General features: G+C 70.0%; 16 protein-coding genes. 13 read left to right on the top strand and 3 right to left on the bottom strand.

The window, feature by feature from the left end; translation table 11 throughout:
- Positions 1 to 110 precede the first annotated feature (110 nt).
- From ITJ57_RS01730 to ITJ57_RS01705, 6 genes are all read left to right on the top strand, one after another.
- Positions 111 to 1,319, top strand: coding sequence for a Gfo/Idh/MocA family protein (locus ITJ57_RS01730; protein ID WP_194668565.1), 1,209 nt, complete (start codon positions 111 to 113; stop codon positions 1,317 to 1,319).
- Positions 1,320 to 1,419: 100 nt separating this feature from the next.
- Entirely contained in the window at positions 1,420 to 2,679 is a 1,260-nt protein-coding gene (locus tag ITJ57_RS01725) for an ABC transporter substrate-binding protein (RefSeq protein ID WP_194668564.1), read from the top strand.
- A gap of 5 nt (positions 2,680 to 2,684) precedes the next feature.
- Positions 2,685 to 3,683, top strand: a complete 999-nt coding sequence (locus tag ITJ57_RS01720) for a carbohydrate ABC transporter permease (protein WP_194668563.1) — start codon at positions 2,685 to 2,687, stop codon at positions 3,681 to 3,683.
- 15 nt (positions 3,684 to 3,698) lie between these two features.
- Positions 3,699 to 4,580 carry a carbohydrate ABC transporter permease gene (locus ITJ57_RS01715; RefSeq protein WP_056009883.1) on the top strand — a complete coding sequence of 294 codons (882 nt, stop codon included), beginning with the start codon at positions 3,699 to 3,701 and terminating at the stop codon, positions 4,578 to 4,580.
- Between the two features lie 59 nt (positions 4,581 to 4,639).
- A complete protein-coding gene (locus ITJ57_RS01710) occupies positions 4,640 to 5,419 on the top strand; it encodes a ThuA domain-containing protein (protein WP_194668562.1) in 780 nt (259 codons plus the stop codon).
- A complete protein-coding gene (locus ITJ57_RS01705) occupies positions 5,416 to 6,555 on the top strand; it encodes a Gfo/Idh/MocA family protein (RefSeq protein WP_194668561.1) in 1,140 nt (379 codons plus the stop codon). The genes ITJ57_RS01710 and ITJ57_RS01705 overlap by 4 nt, the downstream gene beginning before the upstream one ends.
- Before the next feature lie 51 nt (positions 6,556 to 6,606).
- Here ITJ57_RS01705 and ITJ57_RS01700 read toward each other — a convergent pair whose 3' ends face one another.
- Positions 6,607 to 7,383, bottom strand: a complete 777-nt coding sequence (locus tag ITJ57_RS01700; protein WP_194668560.1) for a hypothetical protein — start codon at positions 7,381 to 7,383, stop codon at positions 6,607 to 6,609.
- A gap of 87 nt (positions 7,384 to 7,470) precedes the next feature.
- On the opposite strand from ITJ57_RS01700, the gene ITJ57_RS01695 reads away from it, so the two are divergent.
- Positions 7,471 to 9,015, top strand: a complete 1,545-nt coding sequence (locus ITJ57_RS01695) for a leucyl aminopeptidase (RefSeq protein WP_194668559.1) — start codon at positions 7,471 to 7,473, stop codon at positions 9,013 to 9,015.
- A gap of 450 nt (positions 9,016 to 9,465) precedes the next feature.
- The gene (locus ITJ57_RS01690) at positions 9,466 to 10,110 is read left to right on the top strand and encodes a cyclopropane-fatty-acyl-phospholipid synthase family protein (RefSeq protein WP_194668558.1); all 645 of its coding nucleotides are present in this window, start codon (positions 9,466 to 9,468) and stop codon (positions 10,108 to 10,110) included.
- A 126-nt stretch (positions 10,111 to 10,236) separates the two neighbouring features.
- On the opposite strand, the gene ITJ57_RS01685 is transcribed toward ITJ57_RS01690, so the two are convergent.
- Entirely contained in the window at positions 10,237 to 11,346 is a 1,110-nt protein-coding gene (locus ITJ57_RS01685) for a LacI family DNA-binding transcriptional regulator (RefSeq protein WP_194668557.1), read from the bottom strand.
- Between the two features lie 209 nt (positions 11,347 to 11,555).
- On the opposite strand from ITJ57_RS01685, the gene ITJ57_RS01680 reads away from it, so the two are divergent.
- From ITJ57_RS01680 to ITJ57_RS01660, 5 genes are all read left to right on the top strand, one after another.
- The gene (locus ITJ57_RS01680) at positions 11,556 to 12,425 is read left to right on the top strand and encodes an ABC transporter substrate-binding protein (protein ID WP_370582131.1); all 870 of its coding nucleotides are present in this window, start codon (positions 11,556 to 11,558) and stop codon (positions 12,423 to 12,425) included.
- Between the two features lie 75 nt (positions 12,426 to 12,500).
- Positions 12,501 to 13,289, top strand: a complete 789-nt coding sequence (locus ITJ57_RS01675; RefSeq protein ID WP_194668555.1) for an amino acid ABC transporter permease — start codon at positions 12,501 to 12,503, stop codon at positions 13,287 to 13,289.
- Positions 13,286 to 14,056 carry an amino acid ABC transporter ATP-binding protein gene (locus ITJ57_RS01670; RefSeq protein ID WP_194668554.1) on the top strand — a complete coding sequence of 257 codons (771 nt, stop codon included), beginning with the start codon at positions 13,286 to 13,288 and terminating at the stop codon, positions 14,054 to 14,056. The genes ITJ57_RS01675 and ITJ57_RS01670 overlap by 4 nt, the downstream gene beginning before the upstream one ends.
- Entirely contained in the window at positions 14,056 to 15,141 is a 1,086-nt protein-coding gene (locus tag ITJ57_RS01665) for a Gfo/Idh/MocA family oxidoreductase (RefSeq protein ID WP_194668553.1), read from the top strand. The genes ITJ57_RS01670 and ITJ57_RS01665 overlap by 1 nt, the downstream gene beginning before the upstream one ends.
- Positions 15,138 to 16,274, top strand: coding sequence for an FAD-binding oxidoreductase (locus tag ITJ57_RS01660; protein ID WP_194668552.1), 1,137 nt, complete (start codon positions 15,138 to 15,140; stop codon positions 16,272 to 16,274). Before ITJ57_RS01665 ends, ITJ57_RS01660 begins: the two co-directional genes overlap by 4 nt.
- A gap of 296 nt (positions 16,275 to 16,570) precedes the next feature.
- On the opposite strand, the gene argG is transcribed toward ITJ57_RS01660, so the two are convergent.
- Entirely contained in the window at positions 16,571 to 18,010 is a 1,440-nt protein-coding gene (gene argG / locus ITJ57_RS01655) for an argininosuccinate synthase (RefSeq protein ID WP_056009903.1), read from the bottom strand.
- Position 18,011: the final 1 nt, after the last annotated feature.

The following is an 18,011-nucleotide window of genomic DNA, read 5'->3' as shown; positions in this document are numbered from 1 at the left end:
TCCTTGACGGCGGGCGGAGACGGAGGCATGCTGGTTCCCGAAGCGCGCAGTAAACCGGTTAACTCTGGGCGATGCGCGATCCGACCTCGACCGGCGAAGGAGCCGTGAAGATGCCTGCAGCCACCACCGTCGACGACCGTCCGGCGCAGCCGCTCCGCGTCGCGATCGTCGGATACAGCTTCATGGGATCGATCCACGCCCAGGCCTGGACAACCGCTCCGCGCTTCTTCGACCTCGGCCCCGGCGTCGAACTCGTCGCCGTCAGCGGTCGGGACGCCGAAGCCACCCGTGCCTTCGCCGACCGCTTCGGCATCGCCGACGTCGAGACCGACTGGCGCACCCTCCTCACCCGGGGCGACGTCGACGTCATCGACATCTGCACGCCGGGCCACCTCCACGCCGAGATCGCGATCGCCGCACTCGACGCCGGCATCCACGTCCTCTGCGAGAAGCCGCTCGCCAACACGCTCGAGGAGGCGGAGCGGATGGTCGCGGCCTCCGAGCGTGCCGCCGCCCACGGCGTGCAGGCGATGGTCGGCTTCAGCTACCGCCGCACCCCCGCACTCGCCTACGCGCAGCGCCTCGTCGCCGACGGCCGGCTCGGGACCATCCGTCACATCCGGGCGCAGTACCTGCAGGACTGGATCGTCGACCCCGACTTCCCCCTCGTCTGGCGGTTGGACGCCGAGCAGGCCGGCTCAGGAGCGCTCGGCGACCTCGGTGCCCACATCATCGATCTGGTCGGCTTCGTGACCGGGCAGGAGCTGACCGGGGTCAGCGCCCTCAGCTCGACCTTCGTCACCGAACGTCCGCTCCCCGAAGCGTCGAGCGGACTCAGCGCCACCGCGACCGCCGCCACCCGGCGCACCGGCACGGTCACCGTCGACGACGCCGTCGTGTTCATCGGCCGGACGGACGGCGGGGCGCTCGCGACCTTCGAAGCCACCCGCTTCGCCACCGGCCGGAAGAACGCGATGCGGCTCGAGGTAGACGGCTCCGACGGCTCGATCACCTTCGACTTCGAGCGCATGAACGAACTCGAGTTCCACGACCACACGCTCCCGGCGGAGGAGGCGGGCTTCCGACGCATCCTCGTCACCGAGCCCGGCCACCCCTACGCGGGCGCCTGGTGGCCGGCCGGGCACGGCCTCGGCTACGAGCACACCTTCGTCCACGAGGTCGCCGACCTCGCCCGCGACCTCGCGGCCGGCCGGCGACCCGAACCGGGTTTCGCCGACGGCCTCCGCGTGCAGCGCATCCTCACCGCCGTCGCCGAGAGCGCCGCGACGAACGCCGGCTGGGTCGCGCTCGACCACTGACCTCCCCGCCCCACCACCACCGACCGATCCGACCACCATCCAGCGCACCACGATCAGCACCGCACCACGATCACCACTCACCAGGCAAAGGAGCCATGACATGCGATCCACGACCACCCGCGACACGAAGCAGCGCCTCATCCGGCGGCCGCACGTGCTCGGTTCACTCGCGATCCTCGCGATCACCCCGTTCGCCCTCACCGCGTGCAGCGGCGGCGGTGGCGCTGCGGCCGGCGGCGACGCCGACACCCTGACGATCCTCGACTACTACAACAACGAGCCCGACAAGACCCTCGTCGGCGAAGCCCTCGACCGCTGCGCCACGGAGCTCGACGTCAAGATCAAGCGCGAGAACGTCCCCGGCAAGGACCTCATCCAGAAGGTCCTGCAGCAGTCGTCGTCCAAGACGCTGCCGGACGTGCTCATGCTCGACAACCCGGACGTGCAGGAGATCGCGGCCACCGGCGGCCTCTCGCCGCTCAGCGACTACGACGTCGACACCTCCGGCTTCGCGAAGGGCATCCTCGACGCCGCCAGCTACGAGGGCGAGGTGTACGGCCTCGCGCCGACGGTCAACACCCTCGGCCTGTTCTACAACGAGGACCTCCTCGCCGCGAAGGGCATCACCCCGCCCACCACGTGGGACGAGCTGAAGACGGCGGCGGCCGCACTCACCGAGGGCGACACCTACGGGCTCGCGTTCAGCTCCATCGCCACCTATGAGGGCAGCTGGCAGTTCCTGCCGTTCATGTGGACCAACGGGGGCGACGAGACCGACCTCACCACGCCGGCGGTCGCCGAGGCCCTGCAACTGCAGGTCGACCTCGTGAACTCCGGCTCCGCGTCGAAGAGCGTCATCAACTGGTCGCAGGCCGACGTCAACGACCAGTTCATGGCCGGCAAGGCCGCGATGATGATCAACGGCCCGTGGCAGATCCCGGCCCTCAGCGCCGACACGGACCTCAAGTACGGCAGCGTGCAGGTTCCGGTGAACAAGGCCGGTCAGACGCCCGTCGCCCCGCTCGGTGGCGAGGTCTGGACCGTCCCGGTGACCGGCAACAAGGACAAGCAGGCGAAGGCCGCGAAGTTCGTCGAGTGCATCTCGAGCGACGAGAACCAGCTCGCTCTCGCCGAGGCACGCTTCACCGTCCCGACGAAGACGGCCCTGGCCGAGCAGTACGTCGCCAAGGTGCCCGAGATGGCCGCGTTCACCGAGCAGGTCGCCAACGCCCGCTCGCGCACCGGCGAACTCGGTGAGGAATGGCCCGAGGCCGCGACCGAGATCTACACCGCCATCCAGCTCGCCCTGACCGGGCAGGCGACGCCTGAAGAGGCGTTCAAGCAGGCGGCCGCGGGCTGATCCCGATGAGCAGCGGCATCGCCGGAGCCTCGCTCCAGGACCGGAAGACCGACCGACGTCCCGATGGCACCGACGGGGGTGCGCCCCTGAAGCGCACCCCCGCCGGGGCCGCCCGCCGGCGCCGACGCGTCCGTCGGGAAGACCTCGTCAAGCTCGGCTTCGTCGCCCCGGCAGCGCTCTACATCGTGCTGTTCTTCGGCTACCCGGTCGTCAAGAACGTCACGATGAGCTTCCAGGAGTACACGACGAAGACCTTCTTCACGGGCGAGGCACCGTGGGTCGGGTTCGCGAACTACGTGACCGTGTTCAGCTCCCAGCTGTTCACGCCGGCGCTCCTCAACACGGCGCTGTTCACGATCGGCTCCATCGCCGGTCAGTTCGTGATCGGGCTCGCCCTCGCGGTGTTCTTCAAGCGACGCTTCCCGCTGAGCTCGTTCCTCCGGGCGATGCTGCTGCTCCCCTGGCTCCTCCCCCTGATCGTGTCGAGCGCCACCTGGCGGTCGATCCTCGATCAGGACAGCGGTGTCCTGAACACCGCCCTCGGCACCATCGGGCTCGGCGGGGTCCCGTGGCTCACGAGCCCCTCGGTCGCCCTGTTCGCGGTCGTGCTCGTGAACATCTGGATCGGCATCCCGTTCAACGTCACGATCCTCTACGGAGGCCTGCAGGACATCCCCGACGAACTGTACGAGGCGGGCGCGCTCGACGGCGCGACGGGGTGGAAGGCCTTCCGCCACATCACGTGGCCGAACCTCCGCCCGGTGGTGAGCGTCGTGCTCGTGCTCGGCGTCGTCTACACGATCAAGGTGCTCGACATCATCCTCGGCCTGACGAACGGCGGGCCGGCGAACGCCACCCAGACGCTGTCCGTGCGGTCGTATCAGGAGTCGTTCGTGAACTTCGAGTTCGGCGTCGGCGCCGCGTTCAGCAACATCCTGATCGTCATCTCGCTCCTCTTCGCGATCGTCTACCTCCGCGTCAACCGACGCGCGGTCGACGAGTAAGGACACCGACCCCTCATGACCACGACCAGCATCGTGACCGGCGGCCGACAGACCCGCCGCTTCGCCCCGGTCGGCCCGTCGCGCCGCCGTGGCGACCGACGACGCCTCGGCTCCACCGTCCTCGGCGTCCTCATCCTCGCGATCATGCTCTTCCCCGTCTACTGGATGGTGAACGCGTCGCTGCAGCCGTCGGGCAACACCCTCACCGGCGACTTCTTCCCCGTGAACCCGAGCTTCGCCGGGTACGAGAAGGCGATCGCCGACCAGGGCGGGCACCTCGTGACGAGCCTCGTCATCTCGCTCGGGACCGTCGTGCTGACCCTGGCGATCGCCGCACCCGCGGCCTACGCGCTCGCCCAGTTCCGGTTCCGCTGGATCAGCATCGCCCTGCTCGTGATCCTCATCGCGCAGATGATCCCCGGCATCGTGATCGCCAACGCCCTCTACTCCGCCTACAACGACCTCGGCCTGCTCAACTCGATCCCCGGGCTGATCCTCGCCGACGCGTCCCACGCCATCCCGTTCGCGATCCTCATCCTGCGGGCGTCGATGCAGACCATCCCACCCTCGATCGTCGAGGCGGCACGGGTCGACGGCGCCGGGCTGGTGCGGGCGTTCGTCTCGATCGTCCTGCCCGTGAGCCGCAACGTGCTCATCACCGCCGGACTGTTCGCGTTCCTGTTCTCCTGGAGCGACTTCCTGTTCGCCCTGACCCTGACGACGACCGAGGACGTGCGCCCGGTCACCCTCGGCATCTACCAGTACCTCGGCTCGCAGGTGTCGAACTGGAGCGCGGTCATGGCGACCGCGGTCCTCTCGTCCCTGCCTGCCATCATCCTGCTCGTCATCGCCCAACGCTTCATCGCCGCCGGGGCGACGGGCGGCGCCGTCAAATGACCGACCAGCACCCAGACACCCTCTCCGACCACGCAACGCATCCTCGAAGGAGCACCACCATGTCCGACAGCACCACCCCCGTCCGCGTCCTCGTCTGGGGAGAGAACCGTCACGAGCAGATCGAGGAGAAGGTCCGCGCGATCTATCCCGACGGCATGCACACCACCATCAAGGAGGGCATCGAGGAGCACCTCGGCGCCGATGCGGTCGTCACGACGACGACGCTCGACGAGCCGGAGCACGGCCTGACCGAGGAGGTCCTCGCCGCGACCGACGTGCTCGTGTGGTGGGGTCACGCCGCGCACGACGAGGTCGCCGACGAGGTCGTCGAACGGGTCCACCAGCACGTCCTCGCCGGCATGGGGCTGCTCGTGCTGCACTCCGGCCACTGGTCGAAGATCTTCGGCAAGCTCATGGGCACCACCTGCACGCTGCGGTGGCGGTCGGAGGAGGACCGGGAGATCGTGTGGACGGTCGATCCGACCCACCCCATCGCCCAGGGCGTCCCCCACCCGTTCATCATCCCCGCGCAGGAGATGTACGGCGAGTTCTTCGACGTCCCGGCCCCCGACGAGCTGATCTTCCTCTCGACGTTCACGGGCGGCGAGGTGTTCCGCTCCGGCATGACCTACAAGCGCGGCTTCGGCAAGATCTTCTTCTTCTCCCCAGGCGACCAGGACTACCCCGTCTACCACCACGAGCACGTCCGACGCGTCCTCGCGAACGGTGTCCGCTGGGCGCACACCCTGCGGCCGGAGCGCGCGGTGCCGGTCCTGCTCCGGTACGAGACCGAGGACTTCTACAACGGTCGCGGCTACCAGGGAGCGCTCGAACGATGAGTGCACCTGTCGACGGCGGCTTCGCGGTGCTCGCGGACGCCGCGGCCCCGGTGCGGCTCGTCCTCGTGGGAGCCGGCGGCATGGGTCGGGCCTGGCTCCGGACGATCCTCGCGAACCCGGACACGGAACTCGTCGGGGTCGTCGACCTCGACACGGCCCTCGCCGAGTCGGCCGTGGCCGAGGCCGGCCTGCAGGTGGGCCCCGACGGTGTCGTCGTCGGGACCAGCGTCTCGGTCGTCGCCCGGGCCACCGGGGCGCACGCGGTCGTGAACGTCACCGTGCCCGCAGCGCACCACCCGGTGAACACCGAGGCGCTCTTCGCCGGGCTGCCCGTGCTGTGCGAGAAGCCGATCGCCCCCACGGTGGCGCAAGCGCTCTCCCTCGCCGCCACGGCCGAGGCCAGCGGGCAGCTGCTGATGACGAGTCAGTCGCGCCGCTACTACGCGTCGATCGCCGCGTTCCGGGAGCAGGTCGCTTCGCTGGGCCGCCTGGGCTCGGCGACCACCGAGTTCTTCAAGGCGCCGCACTTCGGTGGGTTCCGCGAGGAGATGCCGCACGTGCTGCTCGTCGACATGGCCATCCACGCCTTCGACGCCGCCCGCTACGTCCTCGGGAGCGACCCGATCGCCGTGTACTGCGAGGAGTTCAATCCGTCCTGGAGCTGGTTCTCGGCCGATGCCGCCGCGACCGCGGTCTTCGAGTTCGCGAACGGCGTCCGGTACACCTACAGCGGCAGCTGGTGCGCCGACGGCGTGGAGACGTCCTGGAACGGCAGCTGGCGCGTCAACGGCGAGCACGGCACCGCGGTCTGGGACGGCGACTCCGCGCCCCGGAGACAGCTCGCACCGACGGACGGGGTGGCCGCCGAGGTCGAGACTGCGACGCTCGAGGCCGACGTGCCGGAGGAGATCGCCGGTTCGCTCGTCGAGTTCGTCGGAGCGATCCGGACGGGACGGGTGCCCTCGGGCGAGGTCCACGCGAACGTCCTGAGTCTCGCGATGGTCGAGGCCGCCGTGCGGTCCGCTGAGACCGGCGAGCGGGTGTCCATCGCGGACGTGCTCGCCCAGGCGCACGCGCAGGCGATCGAGGCCGAACCGCGCGACGACGTCCGAGCGGCGCTCGTCCCCACCAGCTGAGGTGGGGCGGATCGTCGTCGTCGCGTGCTGCGGACGACGATCCGCCTCAGCTCACCACGTGCCGTCCTGGAGGTTGCGGGCCACGCTCAGGCTGAACGCCCGCCAGAGGCCGGAGTGGCCCGGCGTCCGCTCTGGCCTACTCGGCCACCCCGCGAAGCGCGCGACGCGGACGAAGCCGACCTCGTGCCATTGCTCGTCGGTCTTGCGGAAGCGGTCCGGCTGCCAGACGACCGGTCGCTCCGGCAGGTTGAACGAGGCCGTCGCACGCTTCGCCCGGAGCCCGGACAGGGTCTCCGGCTCGGGGACGTGCTCGCCCACCCAGTCGAGCACGTCGAGTTCTGGCGAGTCGCCGGACCGGGACCGGTGGATGCCGACCACCCGGAACAGCGCCGTCCGCCCGTTCGGTGCTGTGAACGCGAGGACGTCGCCTGGCGTCAGGTCGTCCTCCACATGGCGCCACGATCGACGGAGGCGTTTCGGCGCGGGCTGCGGGCCGAGGAGCTGCTCGCGCAGGCGCTGCAGGGCGGCGGTGCGGCGGGTGAGTTCCGTCCGGCCCGCCTCCGCCCACAGCTTGAGGTCGGCTCCCCCGTCGATCGCCGCGATCGCCCGCGCTTGCACGTCGGGATCGAGCCGGCCCACCTCGCTCTGCGCGGCCGCGAGCGGGATCCACAGCTCGCCGTCGTCGCGGTCCACCAGGTGGGCGAAGGAGGCGATGGTCCGTCGCGTCGCCTCGTCGTCGGGCACCCGGTCCTGGACGAGCTCGCGGTACTCCGTGCGGATGTCCGACGCCGTGTCGTTCGAGAAGATCGCCGTTCCCCATGCGCCCATCCCGGCATCCTCGCAGACCACGCCCATCCGCGGCCAGGTCCGGCCCATACGATGGACGGAGCCCCACTCCGAGACGAAGGACGCTGCATGCCATCCCGCCCCACCAAGTTGATCCCGCCGACCTTCTCCCGCACGCCGTCGCTCGACGCCGAGACGGTCGAGCTGGAGGTGGCGATCGATTTCCCCGAGGGTGTCGAGGCCATCGGTCTCGCCGTCGCCCCCGCGCTCGACGGCGTCGACGACGAGATCCCCGCGGCTCTCGGCCTCGACCGTGCGGCCCTGACCCGCGCCGGCTTCACCGGCGAGCTCGGTCAGACGCTCGTGGTCCCCAGCCAGGACGCACCCACGTTCATCGCCGTCGGTGTCGGCGCCCCCGAGAAGCGCACGGCCGCCGCACTCCGCGACGTCGCCGCAGCGTTCGCGCGCGCCGCCTCCTCCTTCGCGAGCATCGGCCTCGACGTCGCGCACGCGTTCGACCTCGACGCCGCATCGGCCGGACAGCTCGTCGTGGAGGGCGCGTTGCTCGCCCGCTACCGCTACACGGAACTCAAGCGCGAGGCGAAGCGCACGCCGCTCGTCGCGCTCCACCTCGTCGCAGCCGGCGACGACCTCCCGGAGACCGCGACCGGCGCCCACCGCGGCGAGGTCCTCGCCCGCTCGGCGAACCTGGCCCGCGACCTCGCGAACACCCCGCCCGGCCACCTCACGGCGACCGACCTCGCCGAGGTCGCGCAGCTGCTCGGCGCCGCCAACGGCTTCGACGTCGAGGTCTTCGACAAGGACGCGCTCGTCGAGCTCGGCCTCGGCGGCCTGCTCGGCGTCAACGCGGGCAGCGTCGAAGAGCCCCGCATGATCAAGCTGCGGTACACCCCGAAGGACGCCGACGGGTCGTCCGTCGAACCGGCCGGACACCTCGCGCTCGTCGGCAAGGGCATCATGTACGACTCGGGCGGCATCTCGCTCAAGCCGTCCGACCCGTCGCACGCCGCGATGAAGATGGACATGGCTGGTGCGGGCGCGATCCTCTCCGCCATGACCGCGCTGGACGAGCTGCACTGCGCGAGCAGCGTCACGGCGTTCCTCATGTGCACGGACAACATGCCGTCCGGCTCGGCGACGATGCTCGGCGACGTGCTGACGTTCCGCAACGGCACGACCGTCGAGATCAAGAACACGGACGCCGAGGGTCGCCTCGTCCTCGCCGACGGGCTGAGCCTGGCGGTCGAGGAGGGCCCCGACGCGATCGTCGACATCGCGACGCTGACGGGTGCCGCGATCATGGCCCTCGGCACGAAGACCGCCGCGGTGCACGGGACCGAGCAGGGCATCGTCGACCGGACGCTCGCCTCGGCAAAGGCCACCGACGAGCAGCTGTGGCAACTGCCCCTCGAACGCAGCTACCGGAAGCAGCTCGACTCCGACGTCGCCGACCTCGCCAACATCGGTGGTCGCTACGCCGGTTCGACGCTCGCCGCGCTGTTCCTCGCCGAGTTCGTCGGCGAGGTGCCGTGGGCGCACCTCGACATCGCCGGGACCATGCTCGTGGAGTCCGACGAGTCGTGGCGTTCGAAGGGTGCGACCGGGTACGGCACGCGTCTCCTCGTCGACCTGGCGCTGAACTTCAGCGCCTGACCTCGATCGGCCGGTCCCTGAGCTTCCACCCGGGTCCCTGAGCTTCCACCCGGGTCCCTGAGCTTCCACCCGGGTCCCTGAGCTTGTCGAAGGGCAGTGATCGAGCCGCCCAGTCGCGCCTCGGTCGCTGAGCTTGTCGAAGGGCAGCCACCGACCCACCCAGTCGCGCCTCGGCCCCTGAGCCTGTCGAAGGGCACTGACGGACCCGCCTCCCCCGAGCGCGCTGGTCCCTGAGCTTGTCGAAGGGCAGCCACCGACCCGCCCCGCCGCTCCCACTTCGACAAGCTCAGTGACCAAACCCGCCCACCCGCACCTCGGTCCCTGAGCCTGTCGAAGGGCAGCCACCGACCCGCCCGCCCGCACCTCGGTCCCTGAGCCTGTCGAAGGGCCCGCGTTGCCGTTCCGGCAAGAAACCACCGCCTGACGCTCGTCGCAGGGCAGGCTGGGCGGATGACCTCCGAGCACGAACCCACCCTCACCGATCCCGCCGAGTTCTGGGAGGACCGCTACCGCAGCCGCGGCCAGGTGTGGAGCGGTCGGCCGAACGCCGCCCTCGAGCGCGAGGTCGCCGACCTCCACCCCGGTACCGCGCTCGAGCTCGGGAGCGGCGAGGGTGCCGACGCGGTCTGGCTCGCGCAGCAGGGCTGGTCCGTCACGGCCGTCGACATCTCCCCGACCGCGCTGGCCCTCGGCCGCTCCACGGCGGAGGCCGCCGGGGTCGCCGATCGCATCACGTGGGTCGAGGCCGATCTCGCCGCCTGGGAACCGTCGGGCGGATTCGACCTCGTGACCGCGACGTTCCTGCACTCCCCGGTCGCGTTCCCGCGGGAGGAGGTCCTCCGGCGGGCCGCAGCAGCGGTCGCGCCCGGCGGCACCCTGCTCGTCGTGGGTCACGCCGGCCCGCCGCCCTGGGCGACCGAGCACATCGCGCACGCCCACTTCCCGACACCCGATGAAGTGCGCACCTCCCTGGAGCTGGAGGCGAACAACTGGGAGGTCGTCATCGCAGCCCTCGTCCCGCGCGCTGCGGTCGGGCCCGACGGCGAGCCCGCCGAACTCGACGACAGCGTCCTCCACCTCCGCCGCCGCCCCTAACTCAGGAGACTTCCGGCGCGTCGCGCCGCGCGACCGGCGCGTCGCACCCGACACACCGCTGCACTCCTGAGTTGGGAACAGAACCACACCTGCCGGGCACCGGACCGACACCCGTTCCCACCGTCCCTAACTCAGGAGACTTCCGGCGTGTCCCGACGCGCGACCGGCGCGTCGCGGCGGCGCGCCCACCGATCCGCGCTCGATGAGCGTCTGCGCGAGCACGAACTCCTCCGCTGCGAAGCCCGTCCCCCCGATCCGGGCGATGAGCCGACGCGCGGACTCCGCGCCGAGCTCGTAGATCGGCTGGGACACGACGGTGATCGGCGGCGTCGTCAGGCTCGTCCAGTCGGCGTCGTCGAAGACGATGAGCGACACGTCGCCGGGGATCGACAGTCCGAGTTCCCGGACGGTCCGGAACACGGCGGAGCCGACGAGGCTGTCGGAGGCGACGATCGCGGTGACGGCGTCGGGACCACCGAGCACCTTCCGCGTGATGACGTCGATCCCCTCCGCGCGGGCGTTGAGGTGGACGAAGGAGGCGGGATCCTCGACCCCGGCCTCGCCGAGCGCTGCCGTGAACCCGTCGATGCGGTCGCCAACCGAGGAGGACCCCACGACGTCTCCGGAGACGTAGGGGTGCTCGTGGGCGAGCGTCGAGACGAAGGCGATGCGCCGATGACCGGCGGCGAGGAGATGCCGGGTCGCCATCGCCGCTCCCGAGGCGTTGTCGGCGACGACCGTGTCGGCCTCCATGCCTGCCGCGCGGCGGTCGAGGAGCACCACGGGACGCCCTTCGGCGAGCGCCGTTTGTAAACTTCTCGTTTCGATCGAGGACGCCGGGGTCACGATGAACCCGTCCACGCGCTTGTCGAGGAGGAGCTCGATCGCGGCTGTCTCGGCGTCCACCTCCTCGTCGGAATTGGCGAGGATGAGGTCGAATCCGGCGGCTCGCGCGACGTCGGAGATGCCTCGGGTCGCGCGAGCGAAGAAGGGGTTCTCGATGTCGCCGATGACCACCCCGATGGTGTTCGACTTCCCCGTGTTCATGCTCTTCGCAAGGGCGTTCGGGCGGTAGCCGAGGCGTTCGGCCGCAGCCTGCACGCGGTCCCTGACGTCATCGCTCACGGCCCCGTAGTCGCCGAGCGCTCGGGCCGCCGTGGCCTTGGAGACCTTGGCGGCTTTCGCGACGTCGGACACCGTCGTCTCGCGTCGTCCGGTGGCCGGATCCGTTGCCATGTGCCCTCCGATGGGGTTCTGCTTCGTCGTTGACGTCGTTCCGGAACCAGGGTACTGTCCTGGACAACCTGTTGAGACCGGTCTCAAGCTACTCGATTGAGACCGGTCTCACCAGCAGAACGACAGCAACGGAGCTGACGGCGTCCACAAGACACGAGCCGACGGTTCCCTCCACGCACCACGAACTCCTCCCCATGATTGGACTCGCCGTGACGAATCGCTCCACCCTCCGCAGGACGGCCCTTCTGGCCGTCGCTGCGGCGACCGCCCTCATCCTCTCCGCGTGCTCCGGTGGTGCCGGCGCCGCGAGCAGCACCGAGGACAACCCCTACGGACTCATCACCCCCGGACAGATCCGCGTCGCCAGCCTCGGCGACTCGAAGCCGTACACCTTCACGGACGCCGACGGGACGTTCACCGGATTCGACGTCGAACTCTTCACCGACGTCGCCAAGCGGATCGGGATCGACGACGTCGCCTTCACCGGTCAGGACTTCTCCGGCCTGCTCTCCGCCGTCGCGAACGGGCAGTTCGACGTCGGCGTGGCCGCCATCGGCATCACCAAGGAACGCGAGCAGACCGTCGACTTCTCCGACGGCTACCTCGCCGGGTACCTCACGGTCATGGCGTCGAAGGACTCCGGCATCACCGACGCGGGCAGCCTCGACGGCAAGCGTCTCGGCGTCGTCCAGGGGACGCTCCAGGAGGCGTACGCGGTCAAGAACTTCACCAAGACCGAACTCGTCCGCTTCCCCGACAACAACTCGGCGATCTCCGCGGTCAACAGCGGCAGTATCGACGCCCACTTCCTCGATTACGAGGCGGCGAAGGAGTACGCGGCCCAGTACGGCCTCGTGAACGCCATCGACATCCCGTCCTTCGACGCACCGGCCGGCTTCGCGATCGCGAAGGACAAGCCCGAGTTCAAGAAGGCCCTGGACAAGGCCCTCGCCGAGGCGATGGAGGACGGCACCTGGAAGAAGCTCTACCAGAAGTGGTTCCCGGGCTCTCCGATGCCCGAGCAGTACCTCCCGAAGGCGGAACAGACGTCCAGCCCCAGCCCGAGCGCGTCCGAGTAGCCCCCAGCCCCGTCTCGTGGTGCGGGTCGCACGCCGGCCCGCACCACACCATCCCACCCCTCAGGAGCAGACAGCATGGACTGGCTCGACAGCATCATCAAGACCTTCTTCGACTTCGACGCGATGTGGCAGGTGTTCCCGCAACTGCTCGGCGTGGGACTCGTCAACACTCTCGTCATCTCGATCGCCGCCACGGTGATCGGCGTCGTCCTCGGCATGATCATCGCGATCATGGGCATCTCGCCCTCGCGCTGGCTCCGGGTGCCCGCGCGGATCTACACCGACGTGTTCCGCGGCCTGCCGGCGATCCTCACCATCCTCCTCATCGGCCAGGGCTTCGCCCGCTTCAGCCAGCAGCTGTTCGGCCCCTCCCCCTACCCCCTCGGCATCCTCGCCCTCAGCCTCATCGCCTCCGCATACATCGGCGAGATCTTCCGCGCCGGCATCCAGAGCGTCGACCGCGGCCAGCTGGAGGCCTGCCGGGCACTCGGCATGAGCTACGGCAAGGCCATGCGGCTCGTCGTGGTGCCGCAGGGCATCCGCCGGGTGCTGCCGGCGCTCGTCAACCAGTTCATCGCCATCGTGAAGGACTCGAGCCTCGTCTACTTCCTCGGGCTCCTCGTCAGCGAGCGGGAGCTGTTCCGGGTCGGTCAGGACGCCGCCGTCCTCACCGGCAACCTCTCACCGCTCGTCATGGCGGGTCTGTTCTACCTCGTGATCACCGTGCCCCTCACCCACCTCGTCAACTTCTTCGACAACCGTTTCCGCACCGGGCGCCGCAAGGCCACCCCGCCGAAGAGCGGCCTCGACGAGCTCAACGAGGTGCAGCCACCCCTGCCAGCCACCACCGGGAGCAACACATGACCTACACCTCTCCCCTGCCCGTCACCGACGGACACTTCTACCGCGGCTCCAGCCTGGAGCTCCGCGACGTCTCGATGGCGTACGGCGACATCGAGGTCATCCGCGAGGTCAGCATCGACGTCGAGCCGGGCACCACGACGTGCATCATCGGGCCGTCCGGTTCCGGCAAGTCCACGTTGCTCCGCGGGGTGAACCGGCTGCATGAGCCCACCTCCGGAGACGTGCTGCTCGCCGGCGAGAGCGCCCTGAAGATGAAGCCCGAGCGGCTTCGGACGCGGGTCGGGCTCGTGTTCCAGCACTTCAACCTGTTCCCCGACCACACCGCACTCGAGAACGTCGCCCTCGCGCTCCGGAACGTGAAGGGGATGTCGAAGAGCGAGTCGCTCCGAGTCGCCGCTGCTCGACTGGATGACGTCGGGCTCGGCGAACGGTCCGACCACCGGCCGCGTGACCTCTCGGGCGGTCAGCAGCAGCGGGTCGCGATCGCCAGGGCCCTCGCGATGGAACCCGAGGTCATGCTGTTCGACGAGGCCACGAGTGCGCTCGACCCCGAACTCGTGAAGGGCGTCCTCAACCTCATGGCCGGGCTCGCGCAGCGCGGCATGACGATGCTCGTGGTCACCCACGAGATGGGCTTCGCGCGGAAGGTCGCCGACCAGGTCGTGTTCATGGACGAGGGTCGCGTCGTCGAGGCGGGCACGCCCTCGCAACTGTTCGACGCACCGGAGAGTCCCCGCCTGCAGCGGTTCCTCTCCGAGGTCCTCTGATGGCGGCGCGCGTCACCGGCGCGATCCGGACGGGTGTCATCGGCTTCGGCACCTCCGGCGCGGTGTTCCATGCGCCGTTCCTCGCGGCGGATCCCGACTACTCGCTCGACCTCGTCGTGACCTCCGACCCGGATCGTCGTGCTGAGGCGCTCCGCCGGTACCCGGGTGTCGAGGTGGTGTCGACGGTCGAGGAGCTCTTCGCCCGGGCCGACGAGCTCGACCTCGTCGTCATCGGATCGCCGTCCGGCACGCACGCCGCGCTTGCGACAGCCGCCCTGGACGCCGGGCTGCACGTCGTGGTCGACAAGCCGTTCGCCGTCACCGCTGCCGAGGGCCGGGCCGTCGTCGACCGCGCGGCGGCGGCCGGTCGACTCGTCACCGTCTTCCAGAACCGCCGATGGGACGGCGACTTCCTGACCGTGCGACGCCTGCTCGACGACGGCGCGCTCGGCCGCGTGCATCGTTTCGAGTCGCGCTTCGAGTGGTGGAAGCCGGACCCGCCCGCATCGTGGAAGACGGCCACCACCGCAGCGGACGGCGGCGGCATCCTCTACGACCTCGGCACGCACGTGATCGATCAGGCGATCCAGCTGTTCGGGGAGGTCGAGGACGTCCACGCCGAGCTCGGGGTCGTCCGGCCGGGCGCGGTCGCCGACGACGACGCCTTCGTCGCCCTCCACCACCGCTCCGGGGTGCGGTCGCACCTGTGGATGGGATCGCTCGTCGCGCAGGCCGGCCCGCGGTTCCGCCTCCTCGGGTCCTCCGGTGCCTACACCTCGTGGGGACTCGACGGCCAGGAGCCCGCGCTCAAGGCGGGCGCCGATCCCCGAGACGAGGGGTTCGGGCGGCGCGACCCGTCGGGCTGGGGCTCCCTCGGCGTCGACGGCAGTACCGAGCGCGTCCCGATGGCCGAGGGCGACTACGCCGCCTTCACGCGCCTCCTCGCGACGGCGCTCCACGACGGCGGGCCACCACCGGTCGACCCGGCCGACGCCATCGTCGTCCTCGAGATCATCGAAGCCATCCACGCGGCAGCAGCAGCTTCAGCACCCAGCACTCCAGAACAGAAAGAGCAGACAGCATGAGCACCAGCACCCAGACCAGCCGTCGCGTCGTCGTGATCGGCGGAGGCATCCTCGGAACGTCCAGCGCCGTCGCCCTCGCCCGCCGCGGCGCCGAGGTGACCCTCGTCACCGACCGAACGCTCGCCAGCGGGGCCTCCGGGCGGTCGCTCGCCTGGCTGAACTCTGCGGCTCGGCGTTCGAGCGAGTACCACGCGCTCCGCGTCCTCGGGATCGACCGGTGGCGGACCTTCGCCGCGCAGGTGCCGAGCGCGGACTTCCTCCGCTTCGACGGCGGGCTCATGTGGGCACCGGAGGGCGAGTCCTACGCCGACACCTTCGCCTACGAGCGCGGCATCGGCTACGACGCCCGGTGGCTGGCGCCCGAGGACATCGCTTCGGTCACGCCCGGTGTCGACCCGGCCGCCGTTGCCGCCGAGGGTGCCATCTTCAACCCGGGCGAGGGGTGGGTCGAGCTGCCGTCGGTCATCGAGATCCTGTCCCGTGAGTTCGTCGCCCGCGGCGGACGGATCGTGACGGACGCCGGAGCCGAGATCGCCACCGCCGGTGGTCGTGCGGTGGGCGCGGTCCTCGCGAACGGCGACCGCATCGACGCCGACGCCGTCCTGCTGGCCACGGGCCCGGACGTCCCGGCGCAGCTCGCCGCGCTCGGCATCACGATCGGCGACCAGAGCCCGGCCGCGTTCGTCGCGTTCACGAAGCCGGTCGCGTCCGAGCTCGTCGCCGTGCTCAACACGCCGAACGTGGCCGTCCGCCGCACTCGGGACGGCGGCTTCGCGCTGGACTCCGCGTGGTCGGAGGAGGAGATCGAGGTCCGGGACGACGGCTCGCTGCACATCGCCGACTCGACGGTGGAGCAGCTGCTGGCCGAGGGCTCGCGGGTGCTCGCCGGCAACCCGAGCCTCGAGCTCGACCACATCGGCGCCGGGTACAAGCCGATCCCGGGTGATGGCGAGCCGGTCTTCGGCGCGGTCCCGCAGCTGCCGGGGTTGTTCACGGCGTTCAGCCACAGCGGGGCGACGCTCGGGCTCATCGCCGGTGAACTCCTCGCCGACGAGATCGTCGACGGCGAGCCCTCGCCGCTCCTCGCGACGTTCCGCCCCGAGCGGTACGCCGAGTCGCCCGTCCCCGCGTAGGCCGGGTCGCTTCACAACTCAGGTCGGCCCCGGCGGGTCACGTCAACCGCCCGGCGTGTCCGGCGGGACGCACCGCACCGGTCCTGAGTTGTGAACACCGCGCCGTCCCCCTGCCCGATCGCCCTAACTCAGGAGACCTCCGGTGTGTCGCGGGAGCAGCAGCCCGACATGCCGCAGTACTCCTGAGAAAAGTCATGACACACCGCACCGGTCCTGAGTTGGGGACGGGAGGGACCACGACAGAACGCCCGCCGCACTCCTGGAGTGCGGCGGGCGTTCGGCGTTACGGGGTGCGACTAGTCGGTGCCGGAGTCGAACGCGGCGCCTTCGGACGCGAGGTCCGTCGCGCGCTCGAGGGCGTCGGCCGTCGGGTCGAGGAGTTCGCCGCCGAGGATCTCCTGCGCCTCACCCTGCTCGAGCTTGCCGACGAGCTCAGCCGTCGCGCCACCGACGATGCCGGCGGCGGCGTACTGCTCGAGCCGCGAACGCGAGTCGGCGATGTCGAGGTTGCGCATGGTGAGCTGCCCGATGCGGTCATCCGGACCGAACGCGGCGTCGCCGACGCGCTCCATCGAGAGCTTGTCGGGGTGGTAGCTGAGGCCGGGGCCCGAGGTGTCGAGGATCGTGTAGTCGTCACCGCGGCGCAGACGGATCGAGACCTCGCCGGAGACAGCGGAACCGACCCAACGCTGGATCGACTCGCGCAGCATGAGCGACTGCGGGTCGAGCCAACGGCCCTCGTACATGAGGCGACCGAGACGGCGACCCTCGTTGTGGTAGTTCGCGACCGTGTCCTCGTTGTGGATCGCGTTGAGCAGACGCTCGTACGCGATGTGCAGGAGGGCCATGCCGGGAGCCTCGTAGATGCCGCGGCTCTTCGCCTCGATGATGCGGTTCTCGATCTGGTCGCTCATGCCGAGGCCGTGACGACCACCGATGGCGTTGGCCTCGAGGACGAGCGCGACCGCGTCGTCGTACTCGACGCCGTTGAGCGCGACCGGGCGGCCGGCCTCGAACGTGACGGTGACGACCTCGGAGGCGATCGCGACGTCTTCACGCCAGAACGGCACGCCCATGATCGGCTCGACGAGTTCCATACCGGAGCTGAGCTCCTCGAGACGCTTGGCCTCGTGGGTGGCGCCCCAGATGTTGGCGTCGGTGCTGTACGCCTTCTCGGTGGAGTCGCGGTACGGGAAGTCGCGGGCGACGAGCCACTCGCTCATCTCCTTGCGGCCACCGAGCTCGTTGACGAAGTCGACGTCGAGCCACGGCTTGTAGATGCGCAGGCGCGGGTTCGCGAGCAGGCCGTAGCGGTAGAACCGCTCGATGTCGTTGCCCTTGTAGGTGGAACCGTCGCCCCAGATGTCGACGCCGTCCTCCTTCATGGCGCGGACGAGCATGGTGCCCGTCACCGCACGGCCGAGAGGCGTCGTGTTGAAGTAGGTCTTGCCGGCGTTGCGGATGTGGAACGCACCGCACTGCAGCGCGACGAGTCCCTCTTCCACGAGCGCGGACTTCGCGTCGACGAGCCGAGCGATCTCCGCGCCGTACTCCTTCGCACGATCGGGGACGGCACCGATGTTCGGTTCGTCGGCCTGGCCGATGTCGGCGGTGTAGGTGCACGGGACGGCACCCTTCTCGCGCATCCAGGCGACGGCGACGGAGGTGTCGAGACCTCCGGAGAAGGCGATGCCGACGCGCTCGCCGACGGGGAGGCTGCTCAAGACTTTAGACACG

It is taken from the genome of Plantibacter sp. VKM Ac-2880, assembly GCF_015351235.1.
Taxonomy (GTDB): Bacteria; Actinomycetota; Actinomycetes; order Actinomycetales; family Microbacteriaceae; genus Plantibacter.
This window is presented reverse-complemented; position numbering and strand designations above follow the sequence as displayed.